General features: G+C 68.5%; 15 protein-coding genes and 1 pseudogene. 9 read left to right on the forward strand and 7 right to left on the reverse strand.

Annotated features, from left to right (window positions below; genetic code table 11):
- From KVT45_RS50915 to KVT45_RS50920, 3 genes are all read left to right on the forward strand, one after another.
- Positions 1–1,280, forward strand: a 1,280-nt coding sequence (locus KVT45_RS50915; protein ID WP_217561220.1) for a carbamoyltransferase C-terminal domain-containing protein, incomplete at its 5' end; no start/stop codon positions are given.
- Positions 1,281–1,362: 82 nt separating this feature from the next.
- Positions 1,363–1,494, forward strand: coding sequence for a hypothetical protein (locus KVT45_RS57935; protein WP_302832680.1), 132 nt, complete (start codon positions 1,363–1,365; stop codon positions 1,492–1,494).
- Positions 1,494–2,819: an aspartate aminotransferase family protein gene (locus KVT45_RS50920; protein ID WP_217561222.1), complete on the forward strand. Its 1,326-nt coding sequence runs from the start codon at positions 1,494–1,496 to the stop codon at positions 2,817–2,819. Before KVT45_RS57935 ends, KVT45_RS50920 begins: the two co-directional genes overlap by 1 nt.
- Positions 2,820–3,084: 265 nt before the next feature.
- On the opposite strand, the pseudogene KVT45_RS58565 reads toward KVT45_RS50920, so the two are convergent.
- Both KVT45_RS58565 and KVT45_RS50925 read right to left on the reverse strand, forming a co-directional pair.
- Positions 3,085–3,273, reverse strand: a pseudogene (locus KVT45_RS58565) (hypothetical protein); the annotation flags it as partial.
- A gap of 295 nt (positions 3,274–3,568) precedes the next feature.
- Positions 3,569–3,976: a hypothetical protein gene (locus KVT45_RS50925; RefSeq protein ID WP_217561224.1), complete on the reverse strand. Its 408-nt coding sequence runs from the start codon at positions 3,974–3,976 to the stop codon at positions 3,569–3,571.
- Between the two features lie 262 nt (positions 3,977–4,238).
- Here KVT45_RS50925 and KVT45_RS50930 point away from each other — a divergent pair, with 262 nt between their 5' ends.
- Positions 4,239–4,802 carry a hypothetical protein gene (locus KVT45_RS50930; RefSeq protein WP_217561225.1) on the forward strand — a complete coding sequence of 188 codons (564 nt, stop codon included), beginning with the start codon at positions 4,239–4,241 and terminating at the stop codon, positions 4,800–4,802.
- A 290-nt stretch (positions 4,803–5,092) separates the two neighbouring features.
- Positions 5,093–5,764: a HEAT repeat domain-containing protein gene (locus KVT45_RS50935; RefSeq protein WP_254648565.1), complete on the forward strand. Its 672-nt coding sequence runs from the start codon at positions 5,093–5,095 to the stop codon at positions 5,762–5,764.
- A gap of 130 nt (positions 5,765–5,894) precedes the next feature.
- Here the strand turns inward: KVT45_RS50935 and KVT45_RS50940 are convergent, their stop codons facing one another.
- Positions 5,895–6,383, reverse strand: a complete 489-nt coding sequence (locus KVT45_RS50940) for a hypothetical protein (protein WP_217561227.1) — start codon at positions 6,381–6,383, stop codon at positions 5,895–5,897.
- A gap of 329 nt (positions 6,384–6,712) precedes the next feature.
- Here KVT45_RS50940 and KVT45_RS50945 point away from each other — a divergent pair, with 329 nt between their 5' ends.
- Positions 6,713–7,342: a hypothetical protein gene (locus KVT45_RS50945; protein ID WP_308311126.1), complete on the forward strand. Its 630-nt coding sequence runs from the start codon at positions 6,713–6,715 to the stop codon at positions 7,340–7,342.
- A gap of 193 nt (positions 7,343–7,535) precedes the next feature.
- A complete protein-coding gene (locus KVT45_RS50950; protein ID WP_254648567.1) occupies positions 7,536–8,075 on the forward strand; it encodes a hypothetical protein in 540 nt (179 codons plus the stop codon).
- Between the two features lie 390 nt (positions 8,076–8,465).
- On the opposite strand, the gene KVT45_RS50955 is transcribed toward KVT45_RS50950, so the two are convergent.
- Positions 8,466–9,155: a DUF4142 domain-containing protein gene (locus tag KVT45_RS50955; protein WP_217561261.1), complete on the reverse strand. Its 690-nt coding sequence runs from the start codon at positions 9,153–9,155 to the stop codon at positions 8,466–8,468.
- A gap of 521 nt (positions 9,156–9,676) precedes the next feature.
- On the opposite strand from KVT45_RS50955, the gene KVT45_RS50960 reads away from it, so the two are divergent.
- Together KVT45_RS50960 and KVT45_RS50965 are read left to right on the forward strand one after the other, a co-directional pair.
- Positions 9,677–10,513 (forward strand): DUF429 domain-containing protein, encoded by an 837-nt coding sequence (locus KVT45_RS50960; RefSeq protein ID WP_217561229.1) that lies wholly within the window; start codon positions 9,677–9,679, stop codon positions 10,511–10,513.
- Between the two features lie 221 nt (positions 10,514–10,734).
- Positions 10,735–11,550 (forward strand): SAM-dependent methyltransferase, encoded by an 816-nt coding sequence (locus KVT45_RS50965; protein ID WP_217561231.1) that lies wholly within the window; start codon positions 10,735–10,737, stop codon positions 11,548–11,550.
- Between the two features lie 59 nt (positions 11,551–11,609).
- On the opposite strand, the gene KVT45_RS50970 is transcribed toward KVT45_RS50965, so the two are convergent.
- The 3 genes from KVT45_RS50970 to KVT45_RS50980 are packed head-to-tail and all read right to left on the reverse strand — an operon-like array spanning position 11,610 to position 15,276.
- Positions 11,610–13,901, reverse strand: a complete 2,292-nt coding sequence (locus KVT45_RS50970) for an FtsX-like permease family protein (RefSeq protein ID WP_217561233.1) — start codon at positions 13,899–13,901, stop codon at positions 11,610–11,612.
- A gap of 47 nt (positions 13,902–13,948) precedes the next feature.
- Positions 13,949–14,728, reverse strand: a complete 780-nt coding sequence (locus tag KVT45_RS50975; RefSeq protein WP_217561235.1) for an ABC transporter ATP-binding protein — start codon at positions 14,726–14,728, stop codon at positions 13,949–13,951.
- Between the two features lie 14 nt (positions 14,729–14,742).
- Positions 14,743–15,276: a PadR family transcriptional regulator gene (locus KVT45_RS50980; protein ID WP_217561237.1), complete on the reverse strand. Its 534-nt coding sequence runs from the start codon at positions 15,274–15,276 to the stop codon at positions 14,743–14,745.
- Between the last annotated feature and the right edge of the window lie 21 nt (positions 15,277–15,297).

The following is a 15,297-nucleotide window of genomic DNA, read 5'->3' on the forward strand; positions in this document are numbered from 1 at the left end:
TGTATCCCGCCTTCACCTACTTCTGCGGTTTCAAGGTGGACCCCGGTGAATACAAGCTGATGGGCCTTGCGCCCTACGGAGAACCGGTCTATGCCGACCTGATCCGACGAGAGTTGATCAATCTCCGGGACGATGGCTCGTTCACCCTCGACATGCGCTACTTCGAATTCCTCCAGGGGCAGCGCATGGTCGGCCCCGCTTTCGAAGAGCTGTTCGGTGCCCCCATCAGGCAACCCGAGAGTCCACTGAGCCAGCGTGAATGCGACCTGGCCGCGTCGGTCCAGAAGGTCACCGAGGAAGCGGTGTACGGCCTGGCCAGGCGCGCGCAACAGCTCACCGGCGAGCGGAATCTCTGCCTGGCGGGAGGCGTGGCCCTCAACTGCGTGGCCAACGGCACGCTCAGCAGGTCGGGTCTGTTCGAGGACATCTGGGTGCAGCCTGCCGCGGGCGACGCCGGGTGCGCGGTCGGCGCCGCGCTCAGCGTCGCGGTTCCCCGTTCGGGCCGTCCGCATCTCGGGAACGGGACCGACGGAATGAGCGGGTCGCTGCTCGGACCCGAATTCTCCGACGAGGAGATCCGCGACTTCCTCACCGATCATGGTTACGTCTTCAAGGAATGCACGGAGAGCGAGATGCTCGACGTGACCGCCGGCCATCTCGCCTCCGGCGCTGTGGTCGGCTGGTTCCAGGGCAGGATGGAGTACGGTCCGCGGGCACTGGGTGCCCGGTCGATTCTCGGCGACCCGCGTAACGCGGAAATGCAGAAGACCATGAACTTGAAGATCAAGTTCCGTGAGTCTTTCCGCCCGTTCGCTCCGGCGGTCCTGAAAGAGGATGTCAGCAAATACTTCGACACCGACATGGACAGCCCTTACATGCTGATCGTGTCGCAGGTGGCGGAGAACGTTCTGGCGGGGGCGTCGCTCACGTCGGAAGGCGCGTCCCGGAGCCTGGGGCGCATCAACGACGTGCGGTCGGAACTGCCCGCGATCACGCACGTCGACCTCTCCGCCCGGGTGCAGACCCTGGACGAGGGGCGCAACGCCCCCTTCACGCAACTGCTGCGCGCGTTCAAGGACAAGACCGGCTGCTCTGTCCTGGTCAACACGTCGTTCAATGTGCGCGGCGAGCCCATCGTGCGTACTCCGGAAGAGGCCTATACCTGCTTCATGCGCACGGGAATGGACGTCCTGGTGCTGGGCCGCTTCGTGCTGCGCAAGGAGGACCAGCCGGAATTCAGCGAGGCCGTCGACTGGCGCGAGCAGATCCCCCTGGACTAGGGGGCGGGGCACTGGCCGCCGGAGTGGTCCGTCGGCTTGGACGGTCACCAGTAACGACGTTCACCCGTAACAAGGAGAAACCATGTTCGCGCGACTCCAGTCGCAGGTCCTGTTCGTCGTCGGATATCTACCGACCTTCGTCGTGCGCCGGCTGACCCAGTCGTCGCCGTTCGGGACGCGAGTCCACCACGCCGAGTCCGCCTGGGATCTGTGATGTCCAACATCATTTACAAGAACATCAACAAGCAGCCGCTGTGGGCGGACACCGGTGTGGGTGTCTGGCTGGAGGACCGCACGGGCAACCGGTATCTCGACACGTGCGGCGGTGTGGCTGTTTCCAGCCTGGGACACCGTCATCACGCGGTGGCGGAAGCGTTCGAACGCGAGGCCCGGAACCTGAGCTGGGCCCACGCGGGAAGCTTCACGACGGCTCCGGCGGAGGAGCTGGCCGGGCTCCTGGCCTCGTGGTCGAACGGACTTACGAAGGTCCAGTTCCTCAGCGGCGGATCGGAGGTCATGGAACTGGCCCTGAAGATCGTCTACCAATACCACCACGAGAACGGTGAGCCCGACCGGCGCATCGTCATCTCACGCCGGCAGAGCTACCACGGCAGTACGCTCGGCATGCTCGCCATCTCCGGCAACGGGCAGCGGCGTTCGGTGTTCGAGCCGGTCCTGGGACCTGCCGAGTTCGTGTCCCCTTGCTATGAGTACCGGGACAGGCAGCCCTCGGAATCCGTCGAGGAATACGCCCAGAGACTGGCGGACGAGCTTGAGGCGAAGATCGTCGAGACCGGTGCCCACCGGGTTGCGGCTTTCGTCGCCGAGACCGTGGTCGGTTCGACCAACGGTGCCGTGCCGGCGGTGCCCGGATACCTTCGGCGGGTCAAGGAGGTGTGCGAGCGGCACGGCGTTCTCCTGCTCCTCGACGAGGTGATGGCCGGAATGGGGCGAACCGGGCACCACTACGCCTACCTCGAGGACGGTGTCGTCCCCGATCTCGTGACGGTGGGCAAGGGGCTGGCCGCGGGGTACATGCCCATCGCGGCGGTGCTGGTCTCGGACCGGATCCACGACGCACTCGGCGCGGGCTCGGGCGTTCTCCAGAACGGGCAGACCCATGTGAACCATCCGTTGGCCTGCGCGATCGCTCTGGCCGTCCAGCGGACGATCGTCGACGACGATCTGCTGGCGAATGTCAGGGAACGGGGCCGGCAGTTGCAGGAGCGCCTGGAGAAGCGGTTCGCCGACTCGCCCCATGTCGGTGACATCCGTGGCCGGGGCCTGTTCGCCGGCGTCGAATTCGTCAAGGACCGCGAGACGCGTGAGCCGTCGACCGGCGGTGCCGCCTTGACCTCGGCGCTCAAGCAGGAGGGCTTCAGGAAAGGACTGCTGCTCTACCCCGGTCACGGCACGGTCGACGGTGAGATCGGGAACCACGTCCTGTTCGCGCCGCCGTTCATCGTCACCGAGGCCGACATCGACGAGATGGTCGTCCGCTTCGGCGAGGTGGTGGACACCTGCATGAAGCGAGGCTGAGGCTGCAGGACAGGGCGGGATGTGTCGGCATCCCGCCCTGTCCCGCAGAATTGGCGGGGGTCTGGACGGAATTTCGTGACGGTCACGATCACGGAATTGGTAGGCGGGGCCGGACAACCGCAGTATCCCTGCTGCTGTGGCCCAGTCCATGCAGGGTCAGCCCGACGCTTCCCCAGATCGCAAAGAGCAGAGCAGCTACCGAGCCTGCTGCAGGCCCATCGGTCAGACCGAACGCGACACCGGATGCAGCACCGAAGAGCAGTCCGGCCGGCGGCAGAGACCACGGCCGGCCCCGCAGCGTGCCGTTGCCCCCCCGCTCCCGCACCACCTTCAACAGACCCGAGAACTGCGTCAACCGCAGCCCCGTGAACGTCTCCACCCACACCCGATCAGCCCTCAACACCCCACAAAGGCTGTCCCGTAACGCCTGGCCGCAGTTGAGCTTCTGCGGCAGTGCCGGCTTCCACGACCTGCGGGGTGCCGACCACGGTGGGGCGCAGGACCGTCGGGCATGAACGGGAACGCCGTACTGGCCGGCGCCGGAGGGGCCGCCGGGCGGATGGCCGCCCTGCCAGAAACTGCGGGCGTGGCGTGGGAGGGGCTGTACTGCCCATCAGGTTCGGCTGGCTGATTGGGCTGGCTCCCAAGCGCTCCAGACTGGGGAGCCGAGGCCACCGGTGGCGGCTGCCGCTCGGCCAGCCCGTCGGCGGGGCAAGGCGAATCCCGCAGATTGATCACGATCCGATGCTCTAACTCACCGGCCAACGACGACGGGCGTCTACACGGACCGCCGAGATGAACTCCGCCGGCGGGAGGTATCCATGATCGGAAATGTAATGAATGATCAAGTTTGGGGCCACATAGAGAGTGCCGTCATCGGAAACGACCCTGATTTCCGCACTGCCGAGCTGGTACCTGGTGCCGAACCTGGGTGATTCGGCATAGCGATCAGTCTTTTCTGTGCAGATTGTGCAGTAATGATAGCCGCGGCTCTTTTTCTGTTTGAGCCGGCCAATATCGGCCAGAATCGCCAAATCGTCAGCGGAGACATCCCCCGTAGTGAACTCCTGATCCCCTTCGAGCCATCCGACGGTCAGGCCTTCCGGCTCGGAGTAGAAATCGAAATCATACAGGGAAAGGTCAGAGTAGTGCGTCACTTGTGCTTCCAATCGGTCCGCGGCGCCCCACACTACACCGAGGTTGGATCACATGAACGGGTCGAATTGTCGGTGCTGCCGCCCTCCGACGTTCTTCTTCACCCGCACGGAATGGAAAGATCTGCTCCAGGAGTACCCGGAAATCTCCGATCCGGCCAAGGGGAAGGGCCTCTACGGAATTCCGGCCGAGCTCCTCAATGAACTCCGCGACAACATCATCAATGGATCAGGAGGTGCCGTACAGGAAAGATAGGATCGTGCGATGATTCACAGCGAGGAGAGTGTCGCTGCCGAACTGGACCGCGTTCGGCAGCGCCCCGCGATCGAGTCGGCTCCGCCGGTTCTGGCCGCTTTCACTGTCGATGTACTCGAGGGGACCCCCGAGGCGTACGCGCTACGCGTACGTCGCGTCCTGTCGGCCGCCCTCCACCTGGCCTGCACGGCGGAGTTCGGCGATGAAGATCTGCCGACGGACGGGTTCCCCGACTGGTTCAAGACGGTCTCCGTCCAGGGCGGTGAGACGCCGCCACAGGAATTCGCCCGACACGGCCGCACCGCCTACGTGGACCGTAGCGGCGGAGGCCCTTGGTCCTCGCAGAACTGGATCTACCGGTTCGACCCGGAAGAGGATTCTCGCGGCTGGGAGTTCTGGGACATCGTCCGGGTGGGGCCGGCACGGCTCCGCGTCTGGGTCGACAGCTGGGGGGAGTCCTTCTTCGGCTCCCTTGAGCTGCTGTGGCTGCTGTACGCGGCCGGTGCCACACACGTCGAGGGACCGGAAGTTCACAAGGCGGGTACGTGGGCGTCCGAGGTGCGCGGTCGGTGACGGAGGCAAGGGCCATGCATCTGGCCCCTGGCCTTGGCCAATCCGCTTGGGTGAACCCGGATGTGTGGATCACGACTGCGTGATGAAGCGGATGAAGAAGGAGGCTCCGGTCGAACGGCTGGACGCCGGGCCGAAGCTTTCCGCGTACCGGCGGGGGATGCGGGAAAGGCTCCTCGCCGCCCCCGTCAGCCGACGCCCGAACGCTGGCAGCGCATCGCGTACACGCCAGTGAGCGGACTTCGCGTGAGAGACTCGGCGGTCAGCTCGCCGAGCCAGAAGGGCCGTTTGCCTTGTCGGACGCCATGCCGGTGCCGGTTCACCTCGACAAGGTGGTGGAGGGACTCGCGGGGAATCCCGCGTTACCGCCCGAGCTCGTCCGCCGCCTCTTCGCCTACCGCAGGGGCATTGGCAGCGTTGCCAAGCGCCCGGACCTGACCGACGACATGATCGCCGAGATCATCGCCGTTGACGATCGCCGGCTCACGCATTCGCTCGCGCTCAACCCCAGCCTCCCCCATGCCTTCCGAATGCGACTTGCCGAGCACCCGGATCCGGGGGTGCGCGCGGCCCTGGTGGTCGGTGCGGACGGCGCACCGCGAGAGCTGTTCGAGCAGCTGCTCTGCGACCCCGACGTGCGGGTGCGCGAGCACCTGGCGGAGGGCGATCATGTACCGGCGGATCTGCGTGCACGGCTGGCGGCCGACCCGGAGCCGAAAATCAGGGCGACGCTTGCCCAATGGTGGACACAGGCCCCCCAACCGGTGCGTCGGCTCCTGCTGACGGATCCCGAGGACGCGGTGCGCGCAGGAGCCTGCGCGACCTACTATCGGTCGCTACCGCCGCAGCCGGCAATCCCGACCTGCCGCCCCGGCACATGCACCAAATCCTCGCCCTGGCGGGCCTGTGACACCGGCGCGCGCTCCGAGCAACGGCCCACGCAGCCGTCGGCGATCACCGTGTGAACATACGGTGGGCACTGAAGCTGCTTCTCCAGCCGTCGCAGTGGTGTGTGAGCGAGGCATGACGTGAGTCATCAGGCAGCGCTCACAGACTCCTGCGCGGTCGGCCGGGGAAAGGGGGCCCGCGCGGCTCTCAGAGGCCGGCCGGGTGGCTGGAAAGCCAGTCCGCGTGTCGGTCACGCACACCGTCACGCTCTGCAGGCGTGACAAGGATGACGTCCGCGCCGCCGTCGTAGGGATGGTGGATGCGCCGCAGTTCCGTGTCGGCAACGAAGACTTCGACGAGCGCCTCGTCCGCGACGGCTCGCAACAGCCCGTCGAGGCATCCGCGGTTCCACCGGCGCTGGTCGGCGTACAGACGTGTGTGGGTGTGGTTCACCGGGTCGGGGTCGTCCTGGTCCGACTCGGTCCACCAGCGGATTCCGTCGGGGTGCAGCATCAGTCGTGGAGTCGGGTAGCCCGCGGGCCCGGTCGGTGTGTCCGACCAGTCCATGGTCACCACGAACACGTCCGTGTCCGCGAACAACTCGTCGAGGATCGTGTTGTACCGGTCCAGCACGATCGCGTACTCGTCCTCGGACTCCGGGTAGCGCTTCGAGCCGGGGAGGCTGTGGAAGCGCACCCAGCGATCCGCGTACCTGGTGCGGAACGTGTGAGCGACGGGAGGGCCCGACGGATGCCGTTCCCTCCACAAAGCCGCCAGGAGAGCAGGGTCGATGGCGAAACTCACCCCTTGGCTGGAGCCACACCGATCGGACAGGAAACGCCGGTTCACCGTGGCCGTTGACGTAGCGGTCAAGATACTGCTGGTGGTAGCCGTCCGCCGGGTAGAACGTACCGCCCGTCAAGCAAGGCGGGCGCCCATCCCGATGACGGTGGCTGCGGGCTGCGCCCGAACTGTGGACCGGGGTCGTCCTCGGGCCGGCCTTTCGAGGCGAGGATCATGGTCCCGTGATGAAGTGGACGAAGGAGACGCCCCCGGCCGGGCAGTCCGATCATGAGCCCGAACTCTCCGAACTCTCCGCATACCAGCGGGAGATGCGGAACCGGCTTCTCACGGCCCCGGTGGTGCCCGCGCCCGAACCCTGGCGGCCCGTCTTCGAGTACGAGTACGGCGTCCCTGTCGGCGGACTGCTCGGGATCGGCTTCGCGACGGACCCCGACACCGGTCACGATCTGGTGATGGTCGTCTCCCACGACGGGCACGGTCTCTTCGACGCCGTCACCGGCGAGAAGATCGCAAGGGACCGCGACCCCGCTCCCGAGGACAGCACCCCCGACGCAGTCGCCGACCTGTCCTGCCCCGGGCTTGGGCCGATCACCGGAAGCCGCGTACGCATCGCCGGGCTCTTCGGCGGCGGGCTGCACACCACCACCGAAGACGGCTGGACCCTGGAAGTCGTCACCCCGGCCTGGCCGAACGAACGGGTCCTGCTGTCCGGCGACGGCGGGCTCCCCCACGCGGGTCCGCACGGAGAGGAGTGGTGGCAGGAAAGCGGGATGCGCAGGCGGCCGGTCTTCCGGTGGAAGGCGGAGGCGTCTGTGCCCTTCCGCTCGGCTGTTGTGCGCCCGCTGATCTGAAGCGGTGATGCCGTCGCTGCGCTGGCTGGTGGCTTGAACGGAGGCGAAGGCGCACGGAAGGCTGTGCTGCCATGGGGCGGTTGGTGCTGGAAGGGACCCCTGCGCCGCGATGGACTGCTCCACTTCGCACAACCTTCCGGAACGCCGCCGGTCTAAACAGGCACACACCTACGCGAACTACTGGGGGGTAGTCATGCGACGGATAGGTACTGCACTGGCCGCGGTGATGCTGGCGGGTGGTGGCCTGCTGGCCGGCACGGTTCCGGCGGTGGCCGCGCCGACGGCCGTGGACTGTGCCGTGACGTGGGGAAGCCTGGACAAGACCGGTGACTCCGTTGCCTCCAGGCGGCTGACCGACGTGCGGACCGGACAGCACGAGTGCTTCGACCGGCTGGTCTTCGACGCCCAGGGCACGTCGGCCGACCCGATCGGCTACTACGTCCACTATGTCGACGTACTGCACCAGGACCCGTCCGACGCCGTCGTTCCGATCAAGGGCGGAGCCATCCTGGAGATCTCGCTGTTCTCCCCGCGCTACGACCCGGCGACCGGACAGCCCTACCCGCCGCTTCCGTCCGTCGACGTCACCGGGTACCGGACCTTCCGGGAGTTCAAGTTCACGGGTGGCTCCGAGGGCTACACCCAGGCCGGCCTGGGCGTCCGCGCCCGGCTGCCGTTCCGGGTCTTCCAGACGGCCAACCATCTCGTGGTGGACGTGGCTCACACCTGGTGACCCCGTACGGCCGGGGTGCGTTTCCACCAGGGCCGGCGGGGAGGAGAGCCGGTAGTGCACCCCGCCGGCTCCGCGCGGTTCGTGATTGACACCAACACGGCTACCGGGATGCGGACTTGGTCCAGCGCTGCCCTCTCACGCACGACTTCCGGACGGGGCGCGGCGCGAGCAGAAGCAGCGACGGGGGACGATGCCGGGACGAACGCGGCGCAGCGGCCCGGGTTCCTGATCGTAGACGAAGAAACTGATCCTGACCGGCTCCCACTCGCTGGACCCCGCCGTGAGGGTGAGGCAGCTCCTGGTGGTCGGCAGCGCGCCGCTGGGGACGGCGGGAGACCGGGGCCGAGCCGCTACGGCGGCTTGGCCGGCGTAGCGGCTCGGCCCAGGTCCTCATCCCACCGCCGGACTCTGTGAGGCCGTGCTGTTCGCCGGCGGAGTGAGGACGACCTGCGGCTGGCCTGCGACCGCGGGAGGCGGGGTCAGGTTCTGGGCCGGAAGATTGGGCGAGGTGGTTTCCTGGACGAGGGCCTGGGCGAAGTCGACCAGGCCGGTCTTCTCCACGACCGTGATGTGGTCCAGGACGGTGTCGTTGGCCAGGTCGGCCAGCGCGCGGACCAGCGAGTTCCTCGTGGTGGAGCGGACGCTCGCGATCGTGGTGAGGAACTGGCCGTTCGTCGCGCGCACGGTGGTGGCCATGTCCGAGTCGAACTGCTTGCCGCTTTCCCCGTTCAACCGGGACTCGAAGCTCTGCTGTTGCGGCGACGGCTGGTTGGGCAGCGTGATGCCCAGCTGATTGGCGACATTGCGGCAGGCGGCGTCCAACGAGGCATCCCCGTCGACCAGATGCGCCCCGGCGTTTCTGACCGCCTTCGTGGTCCCCTTCTTCAGCGCCTTCTGGCCGACGGGGTACTCCCACAGTCCGGCCGAGCGCACTTCGACCACGAAATCCCGGTCGGCTTCCGTCAGCGGTCCGGTCGCCGGGGTGGCGACGACCCGCTCGGGTGCGCTGCCGACCTTCTGAACTCCGAGCATGGCGGGGTAGAGGAGGGAGCCGAGGGTGATGCCGAGCGCACCACCCACAAAGAGAGTTCCCGCCGCCTTTCGTGAAACGAGCACCGTGTCTCCTGATCCGGTTCTTCGGATCCCGCACGCACAGACATACGGATGCGAGGGTTCCGTAGAACCTCTTGGGCTCGTCATGGGTTCGTAAAGCAATCGGTGGCAGGTGAGGGGCTGCTCCCGGGCCGGTCGGTTCCCGGCAGCGTGCGGCCGCGGTGCGGGGTGAGGCGCGCCTGTCCGTTCAGCGGCGCGAAGAAGGGCCGTTCGGCCCTATCGGAGCCGGGTGCCTCACGGCCGATCATGTAGCGGCGACCGGGAAGGGCCAGGTCCATTCCCGCACTTCTGTTCCTTCCCGGCTCGTCGATGACACCAGTTGATGGGGAGGGTGCCGTTCGGTTGAGGAGATACAGAAGTCGGGGACCGTGGGACCACGCGGTCGAGTGCCGTTGTACGCGGCCGTCCCACCTGCACCGGAGAGCTCCGTGAACACCTCGGCACGGTGGGCGCCATGCCGGTGGCCGGTTCTCTGGTACCACGGATGTATGGGGATTGAACGGTTCATCGGCATCGACCTCGCCTGGGCGCAGAGCAGAGCCCGTGCCAAGCCCAATGAAACGGGCGTAGCCGCCATCGACAGGCACGGCGTCGTGATCGAATGCGGCTGGACCTGCGGACTCGAAGAGACGATGTCATGGCTGGCCAGGACAGCTGTCGACGGATCGACCCTGGCATTCGTCGACGCACCGCTGGTCGTCGACAACCCTGTTGGCCAGCGGACGTGCGAGCGGGAGGTCGGCCGGCGGTACGGCCGTTGGAAGGTGAGCGCGAACAGCACCAACCAGAGCTCTCCTCGACGGGCTGGGGTGCTGCTACGGGAATGGCTGCAGGAGTCGGGCTGGATCTACGACGACGGCAGAAGCGGACCGCCGACCGGCGATCGGGTCTTCTCCGAGTGCTATCCGTACACGACCTTGGTCGGAGCCGCCGAGCTGGGCTACGACCAGGAACGCCCCACGTACAAGCGTCGGCCGGCACGAGTTCCGACGGCGAAGTGGCGAGCGGTACGGGCGGCGGAGTGCGACAGGCTGATCGCGCACATGGCGGGCCTGGCCACCACCGATCCGCCCCTCCTGCTCTCCTCCCACCCGATCTCCCGTCGGCTGCTCTCCGAGCCCTCACCCCACAAGGCGGCTGACTACAAGCATCGGGAAGATCTCATCGACGCGCTGCTCTGTGCGTGGACAGCCGCGCTGTGGTCCCGGCACGGACTGGCGCGCTGCCAAGTACTTGGAGCGGACAACCCCCTACCTCCCGGACAGGCTCCCACCATCATTGCGCCTGCCCGCCCCGAGCAGCGACGTGGCCGCGAGGCGAGCTGAACCGAGAGTCCCCGTCGCCGTGTCCCAGCTCATCGCAGTCCGCCGATACCGGAGGGCCCGTGCCGAGGGCGGTGCGCTTCGACGGCCGGTCGGTCGAGGACCGCGCGTCGCTGTTCCGACCAGAAGGAAGAGAGACATGAAGTAGTAAGAAAGAAGCGGGAGTTCGGTCATAAGATGTGCCGCGAATGACCCCCGCCCCGGCCGAAGGACGTACACGACCCATGAGCGACTCCGCCACGACGCCCGACCCGGCTGACCAGCAGAAGATCGACACGTCGGTGCCGCACTCCGCCCGTATCTGGAACTACTGGCTCGGCGGCAAGGACAACTACCCCGTCGACGAGGCGGCCGGGGACGCGTACACCGAGGTGTTTCCCGGGATCGTCACCATCGCCCGGTCCAGCCGGGCCTTCCTGCGGCGCAACATCGCGTATCTCGTGGCCGAGGCGGGTATCCGGCAGTTCCTGGATGTCGGTACCGGGCTTCCGACCGCGCAGAACACCCACGAGGTCGCCCAGGGGCTCGCTCCCGAGGCGCGGATCGTCTACGTCGACAACGATCCGATGGTGCTCGCCCACGCCCGTGCGCTGCTCTACTCCACCGAGGAGGGCGCAACCGCCTACATCGACGCCGACGTGACGGAGCCGGAGCGCATTCTCGAGGTCGCCGCCAAGACGCTGGACTTCGGTCGTCCCACCGCGCTCATCCTCAGCAACATCCTGGGGCACGTCGCCGACTACGACCAGGCCCGTTCCATCGTCACCCGGCTGATGGACGCCCTGCCCTCGGGCAGTTACCTCTCCATCAACGACGGGTCGCGCGGCATCGACCCCGTCTTCGAGCAGGCTCAGGACGCCTACAACAACAGTGGCGCCGTGCCGTACAACCTGCGCAGCATTGATGAGATCACCACGTTTTTCGAGGGACTGGAGCTCGTCGAACCCGGTGTCGTGTCGGTGACGGAGTGGCGGCCGGAGGCCGGTTCGGGCGCTCCGGAGGTCGTCGCCGAGCACGGTGGGCTTGCGCGGAAGCCGTAACGGCAGGAGTGCGCGGCCAGGCGGACGGGACGGTAGCGGGTCGGCGGCGGCCGTGTCGGTCAGGCCGCCGCGCTCAGTGTGTCCGCCAGGCGGCGGCGGGCCGCGCGGGTCGCCGGGAGGGCGGACAGGGTCGCCGCGCCCAGGACCGCCGCCGTGCCGAACAGGAGCAGCAGGAGGAACGGCGGGCTCTGCGCGATGCCCGCGCCGATGCCGCTCGATCTGCCCTGGGTGTTGATCAGCCAGTGGGCCAGCGGGGTGCCCAGGGCCGTACCCGCCAGGACCGCTGCCAGTGCCGTGCAGCCGGTGGCCGTGACGGTGATCGCCGTGATCTGGCGGGGGGAGAGGCCGATGGCCTTGAGGGCGAGCAGGTCGCGTTCGCCCTCGCGCACCGTGCCGCCGATGGTGGTGAGGAGTTCGATCAGGCCGATCAGGGCGAGGACGGCTATGACGCCGGCCGCCACTCCACGTAGGGGGGAGAGGCCGTCCGCCGGGTTGGTCACGGTGTGCACGTCCAGGCGGCCGTCCCCGGCTGCGGTCAACCGGCCGGCGGCCTGGCGTACGTCGGTGCCGGGGCGCAGTCGGACCTGGTAGAGGGTGGGGTCGTTCTCGCGCAGGGTGTCCAGGGACGTGGAGATGACCCGGCCGGCGTTCTCCGTCTCGATGCTGCGGCCGACGATGTGCAGGATCTGCGGCTGGTTGCTGACGGTCATCCGTACCCAGTCGCCGACGCGCACGTCCAGCAGGTCGAGCAGGCCCTGGCCGGCCACCGCCTCGTCGGCGCCGCGCGCGGGGCGGCCCTCGGCCAGGGCGTACGGGTAGGGGGCGCGGGCGGTGCCGAAGCCGCGCAGGGCGATCGTGGCCGTCTGGCCGGGGACCAGGGCGGCCACCTCTACGCCCGGGTAGGCGGCGGCGACCTGCGGGTCACGGGCCAGCAGGGCGCGGGTGTCGCGGTCGTCGAGGCCTGCGTCCGCGTGGACGGTGAGCGCGGCCGGGAGGCCGATCCGGCCGGGTTCGCTGTGGAAGCGGCTGATGGTGGTCCACGCGCTCATCGCCACGACGATGAGGAGGAGGGGGAGTGCCAGCCGGGCCACGGTGGTGAGTGAGCGGGTTCGGCGGGCGAAGGCGGTGTGCCAGCCCAGGACCAGTGCGGGGGGTACCCGCAGGCCCAGCGCGCGGCGGGCGGGGGCCGAGAGGCGTCCGCCCACCAGCGGGGTGGCGGCGCCGCCCCGGACCGACGGGAGTGGCGTCGGTACCGGTGGAACCCGGCCCGCACGCCAGGCTGCCAGGCCTGTCGTCGCGGCTATGAACAGCACCGCGCCGGCGGGGATCGCCACCAGTGTCACCGCGTGGCCGGGCAGGCCCTGCCAGAGGGCGATCGCGTCGCCCAGGCGGCCGGGGAGCCTGCTGCCCAGGGACCTGGTCAGGGCGGCCGCGGTCACCGCGCCGAGGAGCGCGTACGCGATGTGCTGGAGGAGGAAGACGCGGACCACCTGGTCCGGGGTGAAACCGATCGCCTTGAGGATGGAGATGTCGCGGAGATGGCCGCGGATGCGGGTGGTGATCGCGCCGTGGACGGCCAGGCCCGCGGCTATCAGCGCGCCCAGTCCGAACAGGCCCAGCACCTGGCCGAGCAGCCGGTTGTCGCCCTGTGCCTCGGCGCGCGCCTGCTGCCAGGTGGCGACCTCGCCGATCACGCCGGCGCCCAGGACGGTCACGGCGCGCTGCACGGCGTAGTCCGTGTCGTCGGGGTTGGTCAGGCGCAGGCCGATGACCTGGCCGTTCGGGGTGCGGACGACGGACGGCGGGGCCCAGACCAGGCCGGGCTGCTCGTCCGGGTCGTAGCGCGGCTCGGCGCTGTCGGCGATGCCGAGCACGGTCACCGTGCGGGCGGTGCCGAGCAGGGTGAGCGTGTCGCCGGGCTCGGCGAGCAGGGCGCGGGCCAGATGGCTCTCCAGGACCACGCCGTCGGGGTTCGCCGGGTCGAGCCAGTGGCCGGAGAGGAGGAGGGGGCGGGCGATCGTGAGGTGCTGGGGGGTGGCACGGAGTTCCACGGCGGCGCGAGTGCCGTGGGAGGTGAGGGTGGTGGTCTCGGTGGCGTACGGGCCGGCCTCGGACTCGACGCCGCCCAGCCCGGTGAGCTTCGACAGCTGCGCGGACCGGGCGGTGTGCAGCCACACGTGCGCGCCGCGGCTCTGCTCGAAGACGCGCTCCCAGGGGTTGGTGGCATAGCCGAACAGAGCTGTTGCAAGGAGAAGCGACAGGACGATTCCGACGGTGGCCAGCACCAGGAACAGTGCCTCGCCGCGGTGCGTGCGCAGATCGGAGTGCGCCCAGCGCAAGGTCGCCCGCATACGGCTCAGCCCCTTCGGGGGACGTCGTACGTCCGCATGTCGGTCCGTCAGTCCGTCAGTTCCAGCACGCCGGATATCCCGGTGCCGCGGGTGGGCGTGCCGTCCAGTTCCGCGTCGTCGGCTATCCGGCCGTCGAAGAAGCTGATCACCCGGTCCGCGGCGCTGGCCAGCCGGGCGTCATGGGTGACCAGCAGGATCGTCTGGCCGCGGCCGTGGAAGCGGGAAAGGAGTCGCATCACCTCGCGGGTGCCCTTGCTGTCCAGGCTGCCCGCGGGTTCGTCGGCGAGGAGGAGCGGGGGATGGTTGATCAGGGCGCGGGCCAGCGCGACGCGTTGTTGCTCGCCGCCGGACAGTTCGCCCGGGAGGCTGCGGTCCTTGCCGTCGAGGCCCAGCTCGGCCAGGAGTTCGATGCGTTTGGCGCGTGCCTGCTTCGGGGGGACACCGGCGAGCAGTGCGGGCAGCTCCACGTTGTCGGCGACCGACAGGTTGGAGACCAGGTTGAAGAACTGGAAGACGATCCCGATCCGCTTCCGGCGCTCGACGGCCCAGCGGGCCTCGCTCCAGTCGTCCGCGCGGGTGCCGTCCAGCCAGACGCTGCCGGCGTCCGGCCGCTGCAGTCCGCCCAGCAGATGCAGCAGCGTCGACTTGCCGGCCCCGGACGGACCGGTGACGGCGACGAACTCGCCCGGCCGCAGGGAGAGGTCCACCCCGCGTACGGCACGGGCCGGGGCGCCCTCGCCGTGGTGCGTCTTGACCAGGCCCTCGGCGCGCAGCACAGGAGTGGCCGGGCCCTCGGCGCGCAGCGCAGGAGCGGGAGTCTCGCTCATTCCAGCTCCTCCAGTCATTCCAGCTCTTCCAGTCCCGCCAGGTCTTCCAGTTCCTCCTGGCACCGTTCCAGCCAGTCGAGGTCGGCCTGCAGGTGCAGCATCGCGCCCTCGATCAGCAGATGGGCGATCCGGTTGTCGCGGTTCTCGGCGGCGGCCAGCTTCGACAGGCTGCGCATGGTGGTCAGGTACTGCCGCCGCTGCCGGTTGATCAGGGCGATCTGGTCGGCGAGTCCGGTCCGCGGAGCGAGCGCCAGCTTCATGAAGAACTCGTCCCGCACCCGGGGCTCGTCCTCGGGTTTCTCGAACCAGGCGCGGAGTTCGTCCTGCCCGGCCTCGGTGAGGTGGTAGACCTTCTTGTTGGGACGGCTGGACTGCTCGACGTCCTCGCCCTCGATCAGCCCCTGCTTCTCCAGGCGGCCCAGGGTCACGTAGACCTGGCCGATGTTCGGCTGAGGGTACGCGGAGCCCAGCAGTTGCTCAAGGTCCTGCTTCAGCTCGTAGCCGTGGGCCGGACCGCGCGCGAGGAGTGCCAGGAGGGGCAGGCGCACGTGTGCAGTCCTCCTGTCTAC

Origin of the sequence: Streptomyces sp. GbtcB6 (genome assembly GCF_019091475.1) — a bacterium.
GTDB lineage: Bacteria > Actinomycetota > Actinomycetes > Streptomycetales > Streptomycetaceae > Streptomyces > Streptomyces hyaluromycini.